Annotated in this window: 24 protein-coding genes and 1 pseudogene; 12 read left to right on the forward strand and 13 right to left on the reverse strand. The window is 40.5% G+C overall.

The genetic code is table 11. The annotated features are described in order from the left end of the window. Positions 1 to 52: 52 nt before the first annotated feature. Positions 53 to 1,108, reverse strand: a complete 1,056-nt coding sequence (aroG, locus tag LP316_RS11390; RefSeq protein WP_193021285.1) for a 3-deoxy-7-phosphoheptulonate synthase AroG — start codon at positions 1,106 to 1,108, stop codon at positions 53 to 55. 162 nt (positions 1,109 to 1,270) lie between these two features. Here aroG and add point away from each other — a divergent pair, with 162 nt between their 5' ends. From add to deoD, 3 genes are all read left to right on the forward strand, one after another. Then, entirely contained in the window at positions 1,271 to 2,275 is a 1,005-nt protein-coding gene (gene add, locus LP316_RS11395; protein WP_193021286.1) for an adenosine deaminase, read from the forward strand. A gap of 21 nt (positions 2,276 to 2,296) precedes the next feature. Beyond that, a complete protein-coding gene (locus LP316_RS11400; RefSeq protein ID WP_193021287.1) occupies positions 2,297 to 2,467 on the forward strand; it encodes a XapX domain-containing protein in 171 nt (56 codons plus the stop codon). A 111-nt stretch (positions 2,468 to 2,578) separates the two neighbouring features. Next, positions 2,579 to 3,283: a purine-nucleoside phosphorylase gene (deoD, locus tag LP316_RS11405; RefSeq protein ID WP_193021288.1), complete on the forward strand. Its 705-nt coding sequence runs from the start codon at positions 2,579 to 2,581 to the stop codon at positions 3,281 to 3,283. 78 nt (positions 3,284 to 3,361) lie between these two features. On the opposite strand, the gene LP316_RS11410 is transcribed toward deoD, so the two are convergent. The 3 genes from LP316_RS11410 to LP316_RS11420 all read right to left on the reverse strand — a co-directional run bounded on the left by LP316_RS11410 (position 3,362) and on the right by LP316_RS11420 (position 7,763). Continuing rightward, on the reverse strand, positions 3,362 to 3,949 hold the full coding sequence (locus tag LP316_RS11410; protein WP_193021289.1) for an outer membrane beta-barrel protein: 588 nt from the start codon (positions 3,947 to 3,949) through the stop codon (positions 3,362 to 3,364). A gap of 171 nt (positions 3,950 to 4,120) precedes the next feature. Then, positions 4,121 to 6,403 (reverse strand): TonB-dependent receptor, encoded by a 2,283-nt coding sequence (locus LP316_RS11415; RefSeq protein WP_193021290.1) that lies wholly within the window; start codon positions 6,401 to 6,403, stop codon positions 4,121 to 4,123. Positions 6,404 to 6,557: 154 nt separating this feature from the next. Further along, positions 6,558 to 7,763 carry a phosphopentomutase gene (locus tag LP316_RS11420; RefSeq protein ID WP_193021291.1) on the reverse strand — a complete coding sequence of 402 codons (1,206 nt, stop codon included), beginning with the start codon at positions 7,761 to 7,763 and terminating at the stop codon, positions 6,558 to 6,560. Between the two features lie 207 nt (positions 7,764 to 7,970). On the opposite strand from LP316_RS11420, the gene udk reads away from it, so the two are divergent. Genes udk through LP316_RS11440 form a run of 4 tightly spaced genes read left to right on the forward strand, consistent with a single transcriptional unit; the run spans position 7,971 to position 11,360 of the window. Beyond that, positions 7,971 to 8,612, forward strand: coding sequence for a uridine kinase (gene udk / locus LP316_RS11425; protein WP_193021292.1), 642 nt, complete (start codon positions 7,971 to 7,973; stop codon positions 8,610 to 8,612). Between the two features lie 18 nt (positions 8,613 to 8,630). After that, entirely contained in the window at positions 8,631 to 9,932 is a 1,302-nt protein-coding gene (locus LP316_RS11430) for a NupC/NupG family nucleoside CNT transporter (RefSeq protein ID WP_193021293.1), read from the forward strand. Between the two features lie 9 nt (positions 9,933 to 9,941). Beyond that, a complete protein-coding gene (deoC, locus tag LP316_RS11435) occupies positions 9,942 to 10,715 on the forward strand; it encodes a deoxyribose-phosphate aldolase (RefSeq protein WP_193021294.1) in 774 nt (257 codons plus the stop codon). 57 nt (positions 10,716 to 10,772) lie between these two features. Next, positions 10,773 to 11,360: a thymidine kinase gene (locus LP316_RS11440; RefSeq protein WP_193021295.1), complete on the forward strand. Its 588-nt coding sequence runs from the start codon at positions 10,773 to 10,775 to the stop codon at positions 11,358 to 11,360. A gap of 508 nt (positions 11,361 to 11,868) precedes the next feature. On the opposite strand, the gene LP316_RS11445 is transcribed toward LP316_RS11440, so the two are convergent. Further along, complete coding sequence (locus tag LP316_RS11445; RefSeq protein WP_193021296.1) at positions 11,869 to 12,456, reverse strand: hypothetical protein; 588 nt, start codon at positions 12,454 to 12,456, stop codon at positions 11,869 to 11,871. Between LP316_RS11445 and LP316_RS11450 the strand changes: the two are divergent. Beyond that, a pseudogene (locus LP316_RS11450) lies at positions 12,383 to 12,565 on the forward strand (IS256 family transposase); the annotation flags it as partial. The gene LP316_RS11445 and the pseudogene LP316_RS11450 sit on opposite strands and share 74 nt — an antisense overlap. A gap of 85 nt (positions 12,566 to 12,650) precedes the next feature. Here LP316_RS11450 and LP316_RS11455 read toward each other — a convergent pair. The 3 genes from LP316_RS11455 to LP316_RS11465 all read right to left on the reverse strand — a co-directional run bounded on the left by LP316_RS11455 (position 12,651) and on the right by LP316_RS11465 (position 15,124). Next, entirely contained in the window at positions 12,651 to 13,343 is a 693-nt protein-coding gene (locus tag LP316_RS11455) for a hypothetical protein (RefSeq protein ID WP_193021297.1), read from the reverse strand. A 19-nt stretch (positions 13,344 to 13,362) separates the two neighbouring features. After that, on the reverse strand, positions 13,363 to 14,052 hold the full coding sequence (locus tag LP316_RS11460) for a hypothetical protein (RefSeq protein ID WP_193021298.1): 690 nt from the start codon (positions 14,050 to 14,052) through the stop codon (positions 13,363 to 13,365). A gap of 460 nt (positions 14,053 to 14,512) precedes the next feature. Beyond that, entirely contained in the window at positions 14,513 to 15,124 is a 612-nt protein-coding gene (locus LP316_RS11465) for a tyrosine-type recombinase/integrase (RefSeq protein WP_193021299.1), read from the reverse strand. Positions 15,125 to 15,213: 89 nt separating this feature from the next. Between LP316_RS11465 and LP316_RS11470 the strand changes: the two genes are divergently transcribed. From LP316_RS11470 to LP316_RS11485, 4 genes are all read left to right on the forward strand, one after another. Further along, positions 15,214 to 15,546, forward strand: coding sequence for a type II toxin-antitoxin system RelE/ParE family toxin (locus LP316_RS11470; protein ID WP_193021300.1), 333 nt, complete (start codon positions 15,214 to 15,216; stop codon positions 15,544 to 15,546). Beyond that, a complete protein-coding gene (locus LP316_RS11475) occupies positions 15,533 to 15,847 on the forward strand; it encodes a helix-turn-helix domain-containing protein (protein WP_193021301.1) in 315 nt (104 codons plus the stop codon). The genes LP316_RS11470 and LP316_RS11475 overlap by 14 nt, the downstream gene beginning before the upstream one ends. A gap of 281 nt (positions 15,848 to 16,128) precedes the next feature. Then, positions 16,129 to 16,383, forward strand: a complete 255-nt coding sequence (locus tag LP316_RS11480) for a type II toxin-antitoxin system Phd/YefM family antitoxin (protein WP_193021302.1) — start codon at positions 16,129 to 16,131, stop codon at positions 16,381 to 16,383. Beyond that, entirely contained in the window at positions 16,376 to 16,639 is a 264-nt protein-coding gene (locus LP316_RS11485) for a Txe/YoeB family addiction module toxin (protein ID WP_193021303.1), read from the forward strand. Before LP316_RS11480 ends, LP316_RS11485 begins: the two co-directional genes overlap by 8 nt. A 205-nt stretch (positions 16,640 to 16,844) precedes the next feature. On the opposite strand, the gene deoA is transcribed toward LP316_RS11485, so the two are convergent. The 5 genes from deoA to LP316_RS11510 form a co-directional block, all read right to left on the reverse strand. Next, complete coding sequence (deoA, locus tag LP316_RS11490; protein ID WP_193021304.1) at positions 16,845 to 18,161, reverse strand: thymidine phosphorylase; 1,317 nt, start codon at positions 18,159 to 18,161, stop codon at positions 16,845 to 16,847. A gap of 9 nt (positions 18,162 to 18,170) precedes the next feature. Next, on the reverse strand, positions 18,171 to 18,566 hold the full coding sequence (locus tag LP316_RS11495) for a cytidine deaminase (protein ID WP_193021305.1): 396 nt from the start codon (positions 18,564 to 18,566) through the stop codon (positions 18,171 to 18,173). Between the two features lie 233 nt (positions 18,567 to 18,799). Next, on the reverse strand, positions 18,800 to 20,545 hold the full coding sequence (locus LP316_RS11500; protein WP_193021306.1) for a DUF3466 family protein: 1,746 nt from the start codon (positions 20,543 to 20,545) through the stop codon (positions 18,800 to 18,802). An 18-nt stretch (positions 20,546 to 20,563) separates the two neighbouring features. Beyond that, positions 20,564 to 22,465: an ABC transporter ATP-binding protein gene (locus tag LP316_RS11505; protein WP_193021307.1), complete on the reverse strand. Its 1,902-nt coding sequence runs from the start codon at positions 22,463 to 22,465 to the stop codon at positions 20,564 to 20,566. Further along, positions 22,465 to 22,725, reverse strand: a complete 261-nt coding sequence (locus LP316_RS11510; RefSeq protein ID WP_193021308.1) for a glutaredoxin family protein — start codon at positions 22,723 to 22,725, stop codon at positions 22,465 to 22,467. The genes LP316_RS11505 and LP316_RS11510 overlap by 1 nt, the downstream gene beginning before the upstream one ends.

Raw genomic sequence — 22,725 nt, forward strand, 5'->3', positions numbered from 1 at the left:
GCCTAAACTTAACAAGTTAGGCTCTTTTTCTAATGCTATCTAAAGTAATGGCTTATCGTGCTTTACGCTTGGCAACCGCATCGTTTAACTGAGCCAGAAGTGTTTCTGTATCACCCCAGCCGATACATGCATCAGTAATACTTTGGCCATAGGTTAATGGTTCACCTTCTACCAGATCCTGACGTCCTTCAACCAAATGACTCTCAACCATCACACCAAAGATGTCTTGGTTACCCGCGGCAATTTGATTAGCAACATCCTCAGATACCAACATTTGATTTTGGAACTTTTTCTGGCTGTTGGCATGTGAAAAATCGATCATCACTTTAGTGTTCAACTGAGCATTGCTCAGCTGGCTAGTCACCTGCTCTACGCTATCTTTATCAAAGTTGGGCAGTTTGCCACCGCGCAAAATAATGTGACAATCGGGATTACCAGTAGTTTCAACAATTGCTGAATGACCAAATTTGGTCACCGATAAAAAGTGATGTGAAGCACTTGCCGCACCAATGGCATCAATGGCGATTTTAATCGTGCCATCGGTACCATTTTTAAAACCAACGGGACAAGATAAGCCAGAGGCTAGCTCGCGATGTACTTGAGATTCCGTTGTTCGAGCACCAATTGCCCCCCAACACATAAAATCTGCCATGTACTGTGGTGTTATCATATCAAGGAACTCACCTGCTGTAGGCATACCTGAATCATTCAAATCTGCGAGTAATTTACGCCCAAGTTTCAAACCATCATTGAGTTTAAAGCTATTGTCGAGATAAGGGTCATTAATTAGCCCTTTCCAACCAACAGTTGTACGGGGCTTTTCAAAGTATACCCGCATAACAATTTCAAGGTTATCAGCATATTGCTTGCGTAATACGTTGAGTTTTTCACCGTATTCAAGTGCCGCTTGCGGATCGTGAATCGAACAAGGCCCTATGACAACAAGTAAACGGTCATCATTACCATTTAGAATACTTTGGATTGCTTTACGGCCCTGAAACACAACTTCGCTTGCCTTTTCTGAAGCGGGAAATTTTTCTAATAGTGCTACTGGGGGTAATAGTTCTTTGATTTTACTGATATGGACATCATCAGTTTGATAATACATTGCGAGCTCTCTTTCAATTTTTTACTTTTATATACGTCTAGACACCTAAAATATCTGTCCCAACGACAATCTATCAATCAATCAGTAATAAAGCCATTAAAATTACGTTATAATTTGTAGATCACCTAAATTTCATCCGTTTTCTTCTTGTTTAGGAGTTTCATGTATAACAAAACTTTACCTTTAATCGATTTACACCGCCATTTAGATGGCAACATCCGGCCACAAACTATTTGGGAGCTCAGCCAACAAAATGGTACTGAACTGCCAGGCGCCACCTTGGATGACTTTACTACCTTTGCTACGATCCAAGATAAAGCGAATAATCTCGTCGAATTCCTTACCAAGTTAGATTATGGCGTACAAGTTTTAAAAAGTTTAGACGATGTTAAACGGATAGCGTTTGAAAATGTCGAAGATCTTGTCAAGGCAAATATCGATTATGCGGAATTGCGTTTTTCACCGTTTTATATGGCGATGTTTAACCAGTTACCGGTAGAAGGCGTTGTTGAAGCAGTAATTGATGGTATTAACCAAGGCAGAAAAGCATTTAGCGAAAAAACCAAAGTAAACCTGATTGGTATTTTAAGCCGAAGTTATGGTCAAGCAAATTGCACAACAGAGTTAAATGCCCTACTTCAATATAGATCAGCGCTTGTAGGTATGGATTTAGCAGGTGACGAAAAAGGCTTTGCTGGTGAATTATTTGAGCAACACTTTAGTCGCATTCACCAAGCCGGACTACCTGTTACGATTCACGCCGGTGAAGCATGCGGTGCAGAAAGCGTTTGGCACGCGGTCAAGCACCTTGGCGCAATTCGTATTGGTCACGGTGTTAATAGCATCCAAGATAATAAATTAATTGACTATTTAGCCAAACACAATATCGTGATTGAATCATGCCTAACATCTAACTATCAAACGGGAACGGTTAACGATCTCGCTCAACATCCTATTAAACAATTTTTAGCTAATGATGTGAAGGTTTGCCTAAATACTGATGATCCAGCGGTTGAAAGTACAGAGCTTATCGATGAATTTAACATAGCTGCCGACATTGTGAAGCTTTCATCTGAACAGATTAGCCAACTGCAACTTAATGCGATTGACGCTTGCTTTCTTTCCGATCAGGAAAAACAACAGTTGCGAACATTGAAAACACGTTGATTTAATTAATAGGAAGGTTTTATGACAGAAGTTTTATTAGCACTTTTAACGGGGATTATCGTTGGCATTATTTTTACTGCATTAAAACTCCCTATACCAGCACCGCCCGTATTATCAGGAATCGTTGGTATTTTTGGTGTATACTTGGGCAGCGTTGGTTATAACTGGATTGTTGAACGCTTTTTCAGTTAAAATTGCCATCCATTTCAGTAAAACATCCTTGATAGCAGTTCCATCTGGCTTGAAACTTACTGGCTTTTATTTTCTACAACATTTGTTTTAATTAACTTATAGGTATATTTAATGGCTACTCCTCATATCTCAGCACAACCCAATGACTTTGCGAAAACCGTATTAATGCCGGGTGATCCGCTACGCGCAAAATTCATCGCTGAAAACTTCTTAGAAAATGTCAAAGAAGTAACTTCTGTTCGCAATATGTTTGGTTACACGGGTACATACAAGGGTAAAGAAGTTTCTGTTATGGGCTCGGGCATGGGCGTGCCATCAATTTCTATTTACGCTACTGAACTCTATACTCAATATGGCGTAGAGAGCATTATTCGAATTGGCTCTTGTGGTGCAATTCGCGATGACATCAAGGTTCGCGACATTATCGTTGGAATGTCAGCTAGTACGGATTCAAACGTAAATCGTCAGCGATTAAACGGTTGTGATTTTGCACCATGTGCAGACTTTGGCTTACTGCGCAAAGTAGCAGACACTGCCGATAAAATGGGTATCAAAATCAACGTTGGTAATATCTTTACCGCTGATCTTTTCTATACACCACAACCAGAAATGTTTGCCCAAATGGAAAAGAACAGTATTTTAGCTGTCGAAATGGAAGCTGCAGGCTTATATGGCGTTGCTGCTGAATGTGGCAAAAAAGCGTTGACGGTATTAACAGTAAGTGATCATATTAAAACCGGTGAGCAAACCACTGCTGAAGAACGTCAAAACACGTTTAAAGAAATGATGGAGCTAACGCTAGAAAGCGTGCTTTAATTTACTAGTTATAAGACTTATAACTCGATCAAAAATGGCCGCAATTGCGGCCATTTTACGCTAAAGTGTTTATCCAGCTTAGAAGCTGTAACGAGCACTTAATGCGTACTGCTTAACGTCAGCCATATACTCAAAACCTAAAGTCGCTGAGAAGTTCTCAGTGAATTGGTAATTAGCGCTAACACCAGCAACATAATCTGTACCTTCAAGGTGTAATAAACCGAAAGTACCCGCTAATTCTAAATTTTCACCGAACATTGAGCGAAGACCAAAGTCAACCGCAAAACCGTCGTCATCCATACCTTCATCAGCAGCACTAACGTCAGCAATTTCGTATGAAATCGCAGTAAAGAAGTCAGTAGTATCGTTTACTTGTGAGCGGTAACCAACACCTAAGTTGTATTGATCTAACTCTACGTTGATGTCTGATGCTAAACCAACATCAATGTCGTCTTGTGTTCTAGCAAATGAACCAAAAACATATACTTGCTCGGTTACAAGCTTAGAAATGTTAACTGCGTAACCATCTAAGGTTAAACCGTCAAATTTTACTTTTTTGTAGCCTAACTCAGCAAAATCCCAAGAAACAGGCGTGTTATTTTCAGCTAAAACGTTTGCTGAAAAAGCTAACGCCATAGCACTTGCAATAACAGATAATTTTTTCATAATTCCAAAATTCCTTTAAAAAACAGATGAATGATTTCCATTCGCGCGCAACTATACAATGTTAATAAATAGTTAACAACCAATAAATGATGAAAATAAGATAAAAAAATGGGGTCAGCGTAAACTTACCCTGACCCCACCTTGTTTAGTGGTTAAATAGCTTAACTATTTTTAGTAGAAAGATACTTTAAACTCAACGCCCCAGAAGGCTTCTTCGTTGATGATTGCCGTATTGTTTGAGAAATCTACAGCACCAATGGCTTGTTGTTGATCGGTAATGTTGCGGCCAAACACAGAAACGTCGTAAGAGTTTTCACCCTCATCCCACGTGTAACCAGCACTTACGCCGCCCTCAAGTAGCGCTTTACCAGTGAACTCTTCTGATTCATATAAGAAGAAGTTAATTTCACTGCGGTATGACCAATCCGTGTAGAAGTACATTTCACCTGCACCAACATCCATTGCGTAACGCGCTGTTACCACACCAATCCACTCTGGCGCGTGTGGTAAAGAATTACCATTGATAAGCGCACGACCATCTTCAACTGGGTCTGTTACTGTACATAATGCACAAACTGGAACCGAAATGTTTGCATCCTTTAATTCAGTATTGTTATAGCTGACACTTGCAGTAACGGCTAAGTTTTCAGTAACCATAAATTCTGAATCAACTTCAAAACCGTAGCCCGTTGTCTTATCAGCATTTAATAAGCGCGCTGTGTTGCTATCACCACCAACAGACGTTAACTGCTGATCGTTCATATTAAAGTAGAATACAGAAGCGTTAATACGACCTGCACCGTCTAGTACGTCTGACTTAACACCCGTTTCAAAAGACAAGATTGTTTCAGAGTCGGCGACTGAAATACCGTCATCCCACGCAAATAGTGAGCGACCTTGAATTGAAGGGGCGCGGAAAGAATCAGCAACACGTGCGTAAACGTTTACATCAGCATTTACTTTATGAGTAACACTTACATCCCAAGAAACATGGCTATCACTTGGGTTAACTTCACCGTATGCTTCGTTCGGCTGACCACAACAACCGTTTAATGGGCCTTGGAAACGCTCTGTAGAGTAATCTTTGTCATCGTCAGAATAACGCAAACCTAACGTTACTTGCGTTGCATCTGAGATGTTGTAATCAAATGAGCCGAAAATCGCCCAAGCAGTTGTATCTTGCTTTTGCACAACATAACCCGTTTGCGGGCCACCTGCGCCGAATAACGCATCGTAAGCAAAACTTTCAATCGTTAAGTCTTCGCTAAAGTAAAACACACCCGCTTGATAGTTGAAATCGCCAGTAAAGTTAGAGGTTAAGCGAAACTCCTGAGTGATTTGATCGTGATCGGGAATACCGTCTGCTGTTTCAGAGCTGATCGTAATTACACCTGGCCCCATAATTGGTGCAAATGGCGCACCGTAACCACCATCTACATCGGCACGAGAATAAATTTCAGCACTTTCCCAACCTGTAATTGACGTAAATGTGTAATCACCTAAGTCAAAATCAAGTGTTAAGCTTGCGCCTTGAGTTTCTACTTGCTGTGTGGCACGGTCTGCAGAATCGTGCTCGACAACGTCACGTTTAAAACCTTCACGTAAACTATTTGAACCTGGCTTGAATGCGTTTGCATAGAAAGTTACAGGCTTGCCGTCTAGATCACGCGCGTGGTAATTAAACAAAGCGTTAAAATCATCACCTTCGTATAAGAATTGGACGCGTAACGCTTGATCGGTATAACCACCTAAAACGTTTTTACGTTGAAAGTCTTCACCAAAAATGTCTGGCGCTTCGTTATCGATGTAGTTATCGCGATCTTGACGTAAATATGAAACGCGAGTCGATAGGTTATCAGTTAAACCACCACCCATTGCGGTACGAAAATCAGTTGTGTTTTTGGTACCGTACGATAATGAAGCAAAACCTTCAAATTCTTGCGACGGCTTTACTGAGTCAAACTTTACCAGACCAGCCGGTGTATTACGACCGAACAACGTACCTTGTGGGCCGCGTAACACTTCAATACGCTCAACATCAAATACAGGGAAACCTTTTAAAATTGGGTTTTCTTGTACAACGTTATCAACAACTAACGAAACAGGTTGTGAGGCGTTTAAATCAAAGTCAGAGTTACCTAAACCACGCATATAAAAACGCGGGAAAGTACGACCAAAAGAAGACTCTACAGATAAGCTTGGTACGCGAGCATTCATGAATCGAATGTCCATCGCAGCTGAGCTGTATGCATCAAGGTTATCGCCCTGTAAGGCTGATACAGCAACTGGAACCTCTTGAACATTCTCAACACGCTTACGCGCTGTTACTTCAATAACTTCCAATTTGCCCGCTTGTGCTTCTTCAGCTAAAGCCGGCATCGCCATACCAACAGTTGTCGATAAAATGGCAGCATTAATACTCAAAGCAAGAGACGATTGCTTTAGTAAACCCATGTTATATTCTCCCAGGATAGTGCTTATAAGTACATTGTGTACTCAATACTAAGTGTTTAAATTTTAAACAAAATTGAGGTTTGATTTATTTATTATAGCGCCTCAATAATCCTGACCAATTATACTAGTTTATTTACACTTTGTACTAACTTTTTTACAAATTGCTATAAAACGACGTCCCGTAGCGCATTTTTTCGAGCTTAAACATTTCCGCAAGGGTTTGCCCTAAATCAGCAAAAGTTGACCGTTCGCCCAAGCTTACTGAATTTATCTGGTTGTGGAAGGCCAGTAGAGGAACATATTCACGGGTATGATTTGAGCCCTGCCATGTTGGATCACAACCGTGATCTGCGATCAGAAATAATGTGTCGTCATCGTTTAGTTGGCAAAGTAATTTGGCTAGTTGGCTATCAAAGGCTTCTAATGCTAAGCCGAAACCTACCGGATCGCGGCGATGACCAAAATCTTGATCGAAGTTAACCAAGTTGGTAAAGATAATACTGTTCGATGGTGCGGTTGCCATGTGTGCCATTGTTGCATCAACAAGCGCTTCAATACCCGTCGCTTTAGTTTTTTGTGTGATACCCTGTTGGGCAAAAATGTCGGCTATTTTACCAACACTAATTACCTCCCCTCCTGCAGCTTTTAATTTATCTAGTATGGTTGGCTCAGGTGGTAAAATTGAAAAATCACGGCGATTGCCAGTTCGCTCAAAATCACTGGCATCATTGCCAATAAATGGCCTTGCAATAACACGACCTATATTCATCGGGCCGACGATTGCCTGCACAGTTTCACAGTATTTATAGAGATTTTCTAACCCAAAGTGTTCCTCATGAGCGGCCACTTGAAATACGCTATCTGCTGAGGTGTAGCAGATCGGCAAGCCCGATTTAATATGCTCCTCACCCAGCTGTGCGATAATCGTTGTCCCCGATGCGTGGCAGTTACCTAGCATGCCTTGAATACCAGTTGCCTGGAATATCTGTTGCTGTAAGTCATTTGGGAAACTATGTTGCTTATCAGTGAAGTAACCCCAATCAAACAATACTGGGACACCAGCCATTTCCCAATGACCACTTGGCGTATCCTTGCCAGTGCTAATTTCTGCACAGTAGCCAAAGGCGCCTTTAGTTGCAGGTATAGGTTCAACATGAATTTCAGCACCGCTAGCTGCTTTACAAGCTTCCACTAACCCCATTTGACTTAACGTAGGTAAAACTAAGTTACGCGACTGTGATTGGTGAAAGTGTTTAGATAAGTTAGCAAAAGTGTTGGCACCGATATCGCCAAATTTATCTGCATCCGGTGCATGGCCGATACCAAAACCGTCTATCACCATCACTATTGCACGAGTCATAACAATCACCTTAAAATAAAAAAACAACAAAAAACATGACCATCAGGTCAAGATGTGTTAGCTTAGCACTATTACAATTTTGAAAAAAGTAATTAACGAAAGCTTAGTACTAAATATCAATTCAAGAGGTATTTTTAGTCGTGCTAGTACCCTTTTTATCGCAATCAGCTAAAATATCAGATTTTCAAGGCCTTCAATTTAGCGCTTATGACTCACGAAATTAACAACAAGCCAACAATTATCGCAGTCGTTGGCGCTTCTGCTTCAGGTAAAACTTTATTTGCTCGCACTATTCACGATGAGCTTTTGGATGAATTAGGGCCTGAAAATATCACGATTATCAAAGAAGACTCCTACTACCGTTGTCAAAATCACTTGCCAATGGAAGAGCGAATAAAAACCAATTACGATCACCCTCAAGCATTTGAACACGACTTACTATTAGCCCATTTAAATAGCTTATTACTTGGTGACACGATTGAGACACCCGTATATTGTTACAATACGCACACAAGAACATCTAACACCGTCAAGGTCGCTTCATCAAAAATCATCTTAGTTGAAGGTATACTGCTATTATCGGAGCCTAGTTTACGAGAAATTTTTGATATTAAAGTGTATATGGACACCCCACTAGACATTTGTTTAATTCGCCGAATTAAGCGAGATATGGTCGAGCGTGAGCGCAGTTTAACTTCGATCACAGATCAGTATGTTGAAACGGTTCGGCCGATGTATCATCAGTTTGTTGAACCATCGAAGGCATTTGCTGATATCGTGGTAACTCGAGGTGGTAAAAACAGAATGGCTATCGAAGTGCTTAAAGCACAACTTCGACAGCTTACATAAAAAAATAACGAGGTTTAAATGGAACTAGGTTTTATCAGGGGCCTTATAGGTATTGCTGCGCTATTTGCATTTGCAGTACTTATCAGTAGTAACAAAAAGGCGATCAACTGGCGTACCGTTGGTTTTGCCTTTGGCTTGCAGATTTTACTCGGCGCTTTCGTCTTGTACGTTCCTCAAGGCAAGGATATGCTCGCTGGTTTTTCAAGTGGCGTTCAACAAGTCATTGATAGTGCAAAAGCGGGTATCGACTTCTTATTCGGTGGATTAGGCACCGATACGATGTTTGCCAATGGCGTAGGCTTTGTCTTCGCCGTTCGCGTGTTACCGGTTATTATTTTCTTTTCTTCATTAATCGCTGTGCTCTACTACACTGGCATTATGCAGTGGGTAATCAATATTATTGGTGGCGGTTTACATAAACTGCTTGGCACGAGTAAACCTGAGTCACTCTCGGCAACAGCAAATATTTTTGTCGGTCAAACTGAAGCACCTTTAGTCGTAAAGCCTTATATCGCAGGCATGACCCGTTCAGAATTGTTTGCCGTTATGGTTGGCGGTTTAGCCTCTGTTGCCGGTTCAGTGTTAGCTGGCTACGCAGGTTTAGGTGTTGAATTAAAATACCTAGTTGCGGCCTCCTTTATGGCTGCTCCTGGTGGCTTGTTAATGGCAAAACTACTGATGCCTGAGTTAGACGATGATAAGGTCAGCGCTCAAGATGAAAAAGAGGTTATTTTTGGTGAAGAAGATGCTAAACCAACTAATGTCATCGACGCTGCTGCACAAGGGGCATCATCAGGATTAATGTTGGCCGCCAACGTTGGTGCGATGCTACTAGCCTTCATCGCGCTAGTGACACTGCTCAATACGATAATTGTCGGTATCACGACAACAGAATTAGGTGGTGTGAGTTTAACCTCAATAGCCAATAGTATTTTTAGCTCAAACCTAACAGAAATTTCACTAAAAGAAATTTTCGGCCTGATCTTTGCGCCAGTGGCCTATATTATCGGTGTACCTTATGAAGAAATGATGACTGCCGGTAATTTTATTGGGCAAAAAATCGTGGTTAATGAATTTTTCGCCTATGCAAATTTCGTTGAAATTAAAGATTCACTAACGCCAAATACTCAAGCGATCATTACGTTTGCCCTGTGTGGTTTTGCTAACTTGTCCTCGATAGGTATCTTACTTGGTGGTATTGGTGCTATGGCGCCGAGCCGTCGTAAAGACATCGCTCAGTTAGGTATGAAAGCGGTATTAGCAGCGACACTTGCTAATTTAATGAGTGCAGCAATTGCTGGTACGTTCTTATCTCTTTAAGGAAACTCAATGACTGATTTAACTGTCTATGCACAACAAGCGCTATCAATGATGGATTTAACAACCTTAACCGATAGCGAAACATCACAAGACATTATTACCCTGTGTCAGCAGGCGAAGTCGGCTAAAGGTAATACTGCAGCTATTTGTATCTACCCGCGTTTTATTCCTGTTGCGAAAAAGCAACTTGCTAGCCAAGGTACACCAGAGATCAAGATCGCGACAGTGACTAACTTTCCTCACGGCGGTGATGATATTGACATTGCGGTTACAGAAACTAAGGCCGCGGTAGCATACGGCGCTGATGAGGTTGATGTTGTTTTCCCGTATCGCGCGCTAATCAGTGGTGACGAGCAAATAGGTTTTGATTTAGTAAAAGCCTGTAAAGCAGCGTGCGGTAGCGGTGTACAACTAAAAGTGATCATTGAAACCGGTGAATTAAAAACTGACGCCTTAATTCAACTTGCAAGTGAAATTTCAATTGCTGCGGGTGCCGACTTCATTAAAACTTCTACTGGTAAAGTTGCCGTTAATGCAACGCCTGAAGCAGCAAAGATTATGATGCAGGTTATCAAGGATAAGAACCCCAAAGTTGGCTTTAAGCCCGCCGGCGGCGTGCGAACAGCGCAAGACGCTAAAATCTATTTAGATATGGCGAAAGATATTCTTGGTGAGGCTTGGTTAACGCCAGAGCGCTTTAGATTTGGTGCAAGTAGCTTGCTCAATAATTTGCTCGTTACCCTTGGTGCCGAAGCAGATAACACCAACAAAAGTAGCTATTAGTGAGCTACTTTTTTTATTCTATTAAGATATTGTCAACGTTAAAACACCCCAAAAAAGATGTCTAAACTCTATTTTTACTACTCGTCGATGAATGCTGGTAAATCAACTCACTTGCTGCAATCATCATACAATTACCAAGAGCGTGGTATGAACACCATAGTTTACACTGCCAAAATTGATGATCGGTTTTCAGAAGGTCAAGTTTCATCGCGTTTAGGTATTCATGCTGATGCTAAGCTGTTTGATAGTCAAACCAATATTTACCAAGAAGTAAGCCAGAGTGCCACAGAGCAGCAATGTCATTGTATTTTGATTGATGAAGCTCAATTCTTAACCAAAGCGCAAGTCAGACAATTAACCGATATTGTTGACTCACTAGGCATCCCAGTGCTCGCCTACGGCATCAGAACTGACTTTTTAGGTGAAACTTTTACTGGTAGTGCTGCCCTATTAGCTTGGGCAGACAAGCTCGTTGAGTTGAAAACAATTTGTCACTGTGGAAAAAAAGCGGGATTTGTTACCAGACTCGACGCCCAAGGTAACGCCGCTATTGATGGCGAGCAAATTGAAATTGGAGGCAATGAAAGGTACGAAGCCTTATGTCGAAAACACTTTAAAGCGTTAGTTTGGCAGCAACAACAGTAAACTCACAGGTATTAGCTCATAGATACACTAACATTTCAGATTTAAACTCAAAGACAGCTAAGAGCGATTAACCGACATTCACGCTTTCAAATTTGACAAAATTAGCTTAGCTAAAGTAGAAAGTCATAACCTGCTATCGAGAGTTATATTCTGCTTGATTTTGGCTTAGTTAGCTGGTTGATGACCGATAGAAATAGCAAATCAGACTTCCATTTATTACTGTGTAGTTCATTTCAGCAGGAATAAAGAAAAGTCAGGTACATCAATTAGTGTACCTGACTCCATTCATTAAATTTTTTCCTTGCGAATATAATTATTTACTTTTAAAAAGCACGCGCCCTGAAAGCGAATAATATATAAACATAACACCTATAGGGAACATGCTAACGAAGAAAATCCAGCTAAATAAATAAGAGGCAGTAAAGTATTTATAAACCTCTCCAAAAGTCATTAAAACCCCTAAAATACCAGCAAGCACTCTGAAAATAATATTTCGCATAAAAGCCCCTTATTCATATATGTATGTACATGCTAAATCAGCACCAAAAACATAGCCAGCTGCTCCCATACCAGCAACGAGCATAAAATTTGATAAACCACCTAAAGTTTTACTCATTTTGATAATACGTTTACCTTTATAATATTCAGAATATGAATAGTTGAGATTTGATGTACCGATAGTTTTCGCTGTTCTTCTAATATCTTCATATAGAGCAGAAAGGGCTAAACTCGCAAGACTAAAAGGAGATATAGATTTAGCATCTTCATAAGATTTACCATAATATTTAGCAATACAGAGGTATATTGCTAGTTCGGTATCAAACTCCTCCACCTTTTCTATATACGCAATCCTGTAATCATCAGAAACTCGCACCCTCAAGAAATCCGCGTTAACTCCTATTCCCAGCCCACATGCACCCACAGAGCAGACAACATTCTCATACCATCGACATTCGTCTTGGGTCATATCTATAGAACAATAAGGGCTTGGACTCTCACCACCAAAGGCTCCTTTCCTTCCATTTCGGAAGCTCACCCAAACCAAAGGAGCACTCCCGAATGAAAATAGCTTGATGAAATTGTTGTATGCGGGCATATTGAACGCCTCAAAGAAATGGACAATGCCAATCCACAGCTGGAATCTGACATTGTCGCAATTAGCCATCCACTTCGAAGGTAGGTTAGATGGCGTGCTAGATATTTAGCAATTTAGGCTGACACAGAATTCTGAACGCCCTCAAACGTACCGAGATCCGACTTGATCTCGGTACGTGAACATATATGTTCTTTTTACCTTTCTATTAAAGTGTTAAGTATATTTAACTCTTCTGTTCGATTTGTTTCTTCAAAAAATTCTCGTAATGAATTCAAACGTTCTTTATATTTTCGAGTAAAGTGCTCAACAGCAGATTGTCTTCTCTTCAAATCCTCTATCTTTTGAAGCTCCGTTATCATTTTTTCATGATATGAAGTTAGTTTATAATATCTTGAAATAGGGTGTTTTATATATTTATCGATAGTCAGATACTTTTTGTATGTAAATAATTCACTTTCTACGTAAGGATATAGTTCTTCAGCAAGCTTTTCATTATTGGCATTAAGCTCCTGAAATAATAAAACTGAATCTTCGCCTTCTTGGCTCAAGCTATTTATCGTGAAGATAGCTAATAAAAGATTTTTAGCGCAACTATCAGATGTTGCACTTCTAACTTCTGTAGTAAGCTTATGCTTAAAATTTAGTAATTCATTTTGTGCTGGTTGGTAAGATTTACTTAAATTCACCCAAAGCCACAATCCTCTATTTATTTCAGAAATATCTTCTCTATCGTAGAACCTATTCCCCTCATAATAAGTACTTAGTTCATCTAGAGCTTTTGAATATTCTTTTCTTTCGACAAAATCTTCCGCTTTAGTAATCTCTGCATCAGCAGAAAAAGAAAGAATCAAACAAAATAAAAAAACTTTGGTTGTATACTGATTCATAGATATACCTTTTCAATTATTAATGACATTGTTCCGCAGGGCTATGCTTTATCCAACATGCCTTACTCTCTTCAATTTTAAATATCTTGTCATTAAGAAAACACATTGCCGCCTTAGAAGCCTCTTTAGCCTCTCCACTTGGCTTTAAATCAGATCTAGGTGGAGCTTGTAATACTATATCGTTACTCGGAAATCCTCCCATGCAATCAATGTATACTCCATTAGCTCTAGACGGTACTTCTGAATTTAAACAGTGTAGAAGTTCGGTTTCTTTTCTTTCAAGGCACTCGCTAATTAATTCAAAATTAGGATCTACAGCATTTGATGCTGCAATAAAAATTTCTAAATAAGTAAGGTCATCTATATATTTATCACACATTGGTGACTTTTCTTCTGAAAAACATATATATTTAGCAGTAGTATTGCCTTTACCAAATCTATCATCACACCATTTCTGAGCGCGGTCTCTATCTGAGAAATTTGGCTGACAATACCAAAATCCCGCATCTTTCAACGTATTGAAGCCAAAGGGGTCATTCCAACTATTAAAACCACCATAACCATAAGGGTTGTTCCAGTTGTTGAAACTACCAAAGCCACCATACCCGATAACGTTAGCGGAGAGGTTTTGTCCTAAGAGAGGGTCACTTACTCGCCCAAAGCAGACATTAACGTTGGCATCAGTGACTAAGTTACTGCTATTTCGCATACATCCTTCCTTTGCTTTAATGATTATGTTTGTCGTTGCCTTGTTACAGCTTTTGTGAGCAACGATTTAGGCGAGGTGGTTCAATGCCCTAACCCGTTAAGGTTAATCTATCCTGTTATTTCCAACTAAAAATAAGCTTGCAAAACAGTGGATTAACCTTGATATATTTTTATAGCAGGTTATTGACGCAAACAATGTAAAGACATGTTAAGAAATGGGTTTAGCGTAATGATAGGCTAGGAGCATCAAGGTTTTGATTGATTATGAGGTGTTGATAAACTGTTTTGGTAACGCTATTTGCAGGCAATTAAAGAATGAAACATGCATGACACCTTGCTATTGAAGTAAGGCAATAAGCGAGGCAAACATGTTGTACACTGTTGTCTTTACTATGTGCTTTGCTTGGCAAACGGTGCTTGATCGCTTTTAACACAGGGGCAGAAAAACTGCCCCTGTTAATTCAAACTTCGATAGATTCGGAGATATCCAAAGCATCATCCACTTCGATACCTAAATATCTAACAGTGCTTTCAAGCTTTTTATGTCCAAGTAAAAGCTGCACAACGCGAAGGTTTTTCGTTTTTTGGTAAATCATATAAGCCTTCGTTCGCCTCATTGAGTGGGTACTGTAAAGTGACTGATCAAGGCCTAATGTTTCAATCCACTGCTTGAAGATCCGGTTATATTGCCGCGTGGTAATATGTTCGGATTTATGAATACGAGATTTAAAAAGAAAATCTGTCGACTTAAGATTTGCCTTGTTTATCCATTGCTGAACCGACTCTCTTGTGCCTTTTGTAATTTCAAACTGTACGGGCGTATTGGTTTTCTGCTGTATGACATGTGCTCTGGGCATAACACGTTGACCATAAGCGATATCAGAGACGCGAAGTTTTACTAAATCACAACCTCTCAATTTACTGTCTAAAGCTAAGTTGAATAACGCTAAATCTCGCGTATTATTCTCTAATTCCAGCCTAATTCTAATCCCCCAGACATGTGATACTTTAAGCGGTTTTCGCTGCCCAATGATTTTGCCTTTATTCCAAGGCGTGATGGTAGATTTATGCATAATAACTCCTCCTGTTGAAGGACTATTGATTATGACCTATATTCATACACAAATTGAAAAGTGTACGCTATTAACGTATAGTTTTGGTCATGGAAGCCATATTTATAGAATCAAGTATTTTTGAAAAACATAGACAAAGTTATATGTCTGATGATGAGTATCGTGCTTTTCAGCAGGAATTGCTTATCAACCCGTTACAGGGAGATGTTATTCAAGGTACTGGTGGGTTAAGGAAAATTCGAGTAGCCGCAAAAGGTAAAGGCAAACGAGGAGGGGCAAGAATTATTTATTATTACTTCGTTCAATACCGCCGATTTTATTTACTTACCGTATACGCCAAAAATGAAATGGCGGATTTAACAGCAAGCCAAAAGGCGCAGTTAAAAGACTTTATGGAGGTCTGGAAAAATGAGCAATCGTGATTTATTTTCTGAGTTAACAACTGCCTTGAATGAAGCAAAAGCTCATAGTGAAGGCAAGTTAACGTTAAAAACACATGAGGTAAAAGAAGCGAGTAATTTGGAGATTAGCCCCCAAGAGATAGTGTCGATAAGAGAGCAATACAATATGTCTAGAGGGGTCTTCGCTCGATATCTTCATACGTCTGCACGCACCTTAGAAAACTGGGAACAAGGTCGAAGTGCCCCCAATGGTCAAGCAGTCACGTTACTCAAACTTGTGCAGACTCACCCTGAAACCCTTTCTCATATTGCATCGCTTTAGGTGCTGAGGCTTTATCTAGTTCAAACAAAAACGGGAAGCAAACTTTAAGGCTTCCCGTTTTTATATTTAAGGCAATAAAAGCGTCCGCTTTTTCTGACGTATATTACATTCAAAATAGGTGCTGAAAGCCCGAAAACGTACAAACTCTGACGATGATTCGATTGAGAGTGAATGTCAGCAATTGGCGCATTCTTCCCGCTATAGCGACATGTTCAACTTAGCGCACATATTATAGCGTGCAAGTTATACTTGTCCTATAAAATGTACAACTAGAGGTTGTTATGAGAATAGTATCGTTCACAGAAGCAAGAAATAGTTTAAAAGCAGTGCTAGATGGTATCGTTAATGACGCTGACACAACAGCGATCACGCGTAGAGACTCTGAAGATGCAATTGTTATGTCATTAGACTATTACAACAGTCTGATGGAAACCGTGCACCTGCTCCGTTCACCAGCAAATACTGAACACTTGAATCGTTCGATATCACAATATAAGTCAGGTAAGGTAAATCACAGAGACTTAATTGATGACTAATCGTTTACTTTCTTGGACGGACGAGGCTTGGGATCCTTATCTATATTGGCAAACACAAGATAATAAAACGCTGAAGCGTATCAATAAACTGGTTACTGATGTTAAGCGTTCACCTTTTGAAGGCATTGGTAAACTAGAGCCTTTAAAAGAAAATTTAACTAGCTTTTGGTCTAGCCGAATAGATGATACCAATCGTTTAGTTAATGCCGTTGATGATCATGCGATAACAATAATTTCGTGTCATTATCATTACTAAATAACTCAGTAACTTAGTAACTCAGTAACTCAGTAACTCAGTAACTCAAAGCTATCCGCTGCTAGCTACCAAATCAACGAGGGTAAAAATTAAAACCACGTTTTTCGTGAATTTATGGCTTATCGTTTTCAGCCCGCGTTGAGGTGTAAGTTAAAGTCTGTAATTTAACCAACTAACTTACAAAAGTTTTGGTTGTTTTATCATGCTATTCGTTGATCACCTGATAAATCACCGGGTTTTCATCCGCTTTGTGCTCACCAATGGATAATGCTGATAAATATTGCGCCATTGCTTTATTGGCCGAAGCTTCATCGGTCGCATGAATTTGAGCAACCACATCACCTTTGCTCACTTTAGTACCGACCGGCATAACATGATCAAAGCCAACACTGTGATCAACGTTATCGGTATTAGATATACGACCACCACCAAGCTCTACGACTGACAAACCAATATCCCGAGTTTGCATGTGATTAATATAACCTGACTGCCCTACTTTAATGTCTTTAACAATCTTTGCTTTGGGCATATATGCCCAAGGTTGGCTAAGGTAGTCATTCGGCCCGCCAAGTGCGGCTATCATTTTCTCAAACTGTTCAGCCGCCTGACCATTAGCTAACACAGCATTGATGCGCTGATTAGCATCAATTTCACTTGTTGCTATTTGACTATTTATCAACATCAACTCAGCAAGTTTAATGACCACAGCATGGAGTCTTGGGTCGCGATATTCACCCGTTAAGTATTGAACTGTTTCAAACATTTCAATCGCATTGCCCGCACTGCGACCTAGCACCTGATTCATATCAGTGATCACGGTTTGCGTAACAACACCAGCTTGATTACTTACCCGATTAATACTTTTGGCGAGCGCTATTGCGTCATCAAGGTTATTCATCATAGCGCCATTGCCCACTTTTACATCCATCACTAAGCCATCAAGACCAGCAGCGAGCTTTTTAGACAAAATGGAAGCGGTGATCAGGGGAATTGACTCAACACAAGCCGTGACATCACGAATACCGTACAAGCGCTTATCTGCTGGTGCCAAATCAGTTGTTTGCGAAATAATCGCAAGGCGGTCGCGCTTAACGATTTTTTTGAATGCTTCAATTGACGGCGTAACATTAAAACCCTTGATACTTTCTAACTTATCAGCCGTGCCACCGGTATGACCAAGACCTCGCCCAGAAATCATCGGCACGTAAGCGCCGCATGCAGCAACAATAGCGGCTAACATAAAGCTAACCTTATCACCGACGCCACCAGTTGAATGTTTATCTACCACAGCGCCATCAATATCAGGCCAACGCAGTACTTGCCCTGAATTCATCATAGCTAACGTCAGGGCTGTGATCTCATCAGTATTCATGCCTTGTTGAAAAATCGCCATCGCCATCGCGCCAGCTTGGGCGTCATTGAAGCTATTATTGACTAAACCATCAACAAACTGCGCGATTTGCGCCTGTGTCAACACTTTGCCATCGCGTTTTAGCCGAATAATTTCTTGTGGTAAAAGCATAAAATATCCCTATTTATTGAGGTAATCAGGGGTAAAGGCGTCTGGCAACAAATCTGACACCGACCACTGCTTAACATTGCCTAAGTGATTAACGGCATATACGTTGGCATCTTGCGCCATAAACTCAACAATCACTTGACGACATGCTCCACATGGTGGTGTGAGGTTTTCTTCTTCTGTATAAACAACCAACTCACTAAAACGCTGCTGCCCATTAATAACCCCTTGTGCAATACAGTTACGCTCCGCACAAACGGTTAAGCCATAGGAGGCATTTTCAACGTTACAGCCTTTGATGATACTATTATCGAGTGTTAGTGCTGCTGCACCTACACGAAATTTACTATAGGGCGCGTAAGCCTTTGCATAGGCTGATTTAGCTGCAATTACAAGTTGCTCAAACACGACTGACTCCTTACATCCTGACCAAACGGTTAAGATTGGTTACATTAAGATAATAAAATGCCGAATGCAACAAGTTTATAACCAATGGATTAAGAATAGATAAAATACACGAGCGATAAACGCTCAGATGTATATAGTAAATCAATTAAGCGTTGGGAACTTAACAAGCGTGTTAAGATTTGGTGAAACACCAGCGCGAATGCACTGGTGTTTATTAGGCAGGAATGCGTATTTTATTTGCGACGGCGGAATAACACTAGGCCGATTAACAGTGAAAGTAGACTGGTTGAACCAAAGGCCGCGCCTTGGCGCACTACTTTACCTTCTTCTTCTGCAGTACATTCGTCGATTTCACCGTTCACTGGGTCTAAGCGAATATGACGAACAACATCTTCATACAAAGTATTGCCGTTTTCATCGACAACCAACTCGCCTTTAGCATCTTTGCGCGGCACTTTGAGTACAGCGGTTGCCATAATTTGATTAGCGTCGTTAATGTGGCGAGCTTCAAGAATATCATATGGGCTATCACATGCCGTTAAGACATTCACGTCAGTAAATGTTTCAGCTGCAATATCATAAATAAACCCGTGATTTCGGCGCGGCTGTGATGAGTTATCGTTGCGATTTTCATATTCGGCATAGCCAACAATTAAACCGTTTTCATTAATCGAACGTGCCGAACTTGCTGAGCCGGTGAAGAAACCTTTTGGTTTTACCATCGTTGGGTTTTCTTCGTTGGTATCTACATAATAAAACGAAGTTCGTTGAACACCTTCAATGTACTCATTAACATGACCAACGGCGATACCTGCATCGTTAATATCAAACGCGCGCGAGTCAAACTCAAGGCCGTGATCTTCAGTAAAGTCGTACACTTCGCCATCTTTATAAATCACAGCGTAAAATGAACGTCTTTCACCCGAGCTTGGGTTAGTTTGATTTTCATTGATCCAACCGTGTGAGTAACCAACCGCAACGCCTGAAGCGTTAACTGCCTGAACGAAACCTGCAAATACACGGCCATCTTCTTCATTTGGTGTCACTAGCCAATCTAACTGTGTGCTTTCAACCACATCACCATTGCTATCTAACGTCCAGATAAATGGATGAATGTCGTATAGATTAGCGCGTAAGTTTTGAATACAAGCTTCTTTAGGTTGATTATCAAGAATATCTGGATCGCTACAACCTCCGTCGGTATCTCGCTCAATAATGTCGATTAAATCTTGATCAACACCTGTACTTGCAAAACCAACCGCTGTATTACCCTCGATATCAAGAATACCAGACTCACCGCCATAACGCGCTTCTGGTGCGGTAATCGTTTTTATTGTTGTGCCGTAATCAGTTGTTAAAAACGCCTGGCGATTCGAGTCGTTTAAGTAAAACGTAAGTTCATCACCATCAGATTGAGTGAATTCGAGCGGTAAAAATGGCTTGGTCGCAACCCCGTATATCCAGCCATTATCGGTAATACCGGTAACAATGTCGTTGGTTGAGCGTGATAAGGTGTCAGTACCTTCAAATACCTGATCGAAAACCACCAATTCTTCTGGGCCATTACCTCGATCAAAATAGCTCACTGAATCAACAACTTTTTGATAGTTGTTATTATTAATACTGGCTAAGTAGCGAACGGCCCATGCTAAGTCATTCGCGGTAGGTGTACCAGCTCGCAATGCATCAGGATCTTCTATGTCGTTTAAACCAAAGGCTAATTCGTGTTCACGCTCAGCCTTAGTTTCAATGGCAATAAAATCATTTTCATCTAAATACTGAAATAAAACAGGAAAGTTATATGATCCATTACCAGCTGAAACTTGCTCATTTAGGGCGTTTTGACCGATACCATAACTAAATTCTTGTGCGGGTAATTCCCCTAAATCGACAACAACATACTTGGCTGCCTGTGCGCTAGTTACTGCTAATACGCTACCTACAGAGGCGGCTAAAAGTGTTTTCACAAATTTGTTCATTTAACTACTGTGCTCTTTTTATAATTCATCGAGTTCTTGCCACCGTTCAAAGGCAGCTTCCAGCTCAGACTCTAATTCTTGCAGCTGGTTCAAAATTTTCTGTGTGATCTCTACCTCTTGGGCAAAAAAATCACTGTCATTAACCTGTTCTTGTAAAGCAGAAATTTGTTGCTCAAGATTATCTATACGTTCCGGCAAAGCTTCAAGCTCTCTGGCATCTTTATACGATAATTTTTTCTTCTGATTGGCAGGTTTTTCTTTTGCTGCTTGTTTTTGCTTTACTTCTTTATCAATAGCTTTCGCTTGTGCGGTTTTGTTAGCCTTATAGCTCAAATACTCTTGTAAATCGTCATAGCCACCGACAACTTGCTCAATATGACCAGAGCCGTCGAAATATAAACAACTATCTACGCAATTATTTACAAAGTCGCGATCATGGCTTACTAAGATAACCGTCCCGGCGTAATTTGCAACGACTACTTCCAATAATTCTAAAGTTTCTATATCTAGATCATTAGTTGGTTCATCAAGTATCAATAAATTTGATGGTTTTAAGAACAAACGCGCTAGTAGTAATCGGTTCTTTTCACCACCAGAAAGCGCCCGCACGGGTGTACGAGCACGCTTAGGGCTAAATAAAAACTCTTGCAAGTAACCTAACACGTGGCGAGTGCGACCATTGACTGTAATCTCTTGTTTACCATCGGCTACTGAGTCTTGTACCGTTTGATTCACATCGAGTTGTTCGCGGTGTTGATCAAAATAGGCCGTGTCCAAGTTGACGCCAAGTTGAACTTTGCCACTATTAGCTTGTAATTTTCCCATTATCACTTTGATCAAAGTCGACTTACCGGTACCGTTGGCACCAATAAACGCGATACGGTCTTTTCGTGAAATCAATAAATCGAGTTGATTAATAATGGTTTTGTCGTCAAAACTGACGGTTAAATCTTGGCACTCAAAGACTCTTTTACCCGAACGTTCACCATGGCTAATGTTAATATCACCTTGGTGTTTTAATTCGCGCCTTGCTTTTCGCTCTAATCTCAATTTTTCAAGGTTTCGAACGCGGCCTTCGTTGCGCGTGCGGCGCGCTTTAATACCTTGTCTTATCCATGCCTCTTCTTCGGCAAGCTTCTTATCAAACAAAGCATTTTGGGTTTCTTCGACTTCTAAGTCGTGTGCTTTTTTCTCTAGGTAGAGATCATAGTCACCAGGATAAGAAGTCAATTTACCGCGATCTAAATCGACTATGCGAGTTGCCATACTGCGAATAAACGCTCTATCGTGCGAAATAAATACGATAGTACCCGTAAAAGATTTTAAAAAGTTTTCTAACCAAAGTACGCTTTCAATATCAAGGTGGTTTGTCGGTTCATCGAGCAACAAGACATCAGGGTTAGTCACTAACGCTTTGGCTAATGCTAATTTACGTAACCAACCACCTGATAAATTTGCAATATTCTCGTCGGCATTTAACGCAAGTTTAGACAATACTTGCTCTATGCGTTGTTCGTCTTGCCACGCATCAGCTTGATCTAGGCTAGCTTGAATATCGGCAAGCTTTGCCATATTTGCCTCACTAGGATCACTTTCTATCGCGTGAAGCTGCTGATGGTAAACTTTGAGCAATTTAGCATTGGCAGCAATACCTTGGGCGACATAATCAAAGACTGATAAGTCACAGCTTTGCGGTGGATCCTGCTCTAACATCGCAATACGCGCGTTATTGGCAATCACCACTTGGCCATCATCAAGTAGCTGTTTGCCTGCTAAGATCTTTAATAGCGATGATTTACCTGCACCATTGCGACCAACTAAACAAACCCGCTCGCCTTTATTTACTCGAAAGTCGGTTTGATACAAAATATGTGCTTCGCCATAAGCAAGCTCAGCATCAGTAATTCTAATTAATTCCATTAAGCTAAAAACTCTTGTAACGCTAGTTCGTCAAATGGCCAAAATAATTCACGATCATTAGCAAGGCACTTAAGAACGGGAATACTGACACCGTATTTATCGTATAACGAGCCTTTTTGCTCTGGCTCTTTGTCGTCATCATCTAAAATATCGACCACGCGAATTTGTCCACTCGATAACTGAGTTAAACACAATTGAAGTGCTTGTTCGCACAAATGACAGCCTACGCTGCTGTATAAATAATATTGTTCTTGCTGCAT

The organism is Thalassotalea sp. LPB0316 (genome assembly GCF_014898095.1).
Lineage (GTDB): Bacteria > Pseudomonadota > Gammaproteobacteria > Enterobacterales > Alteromonadaceae > Thalassotalea_G.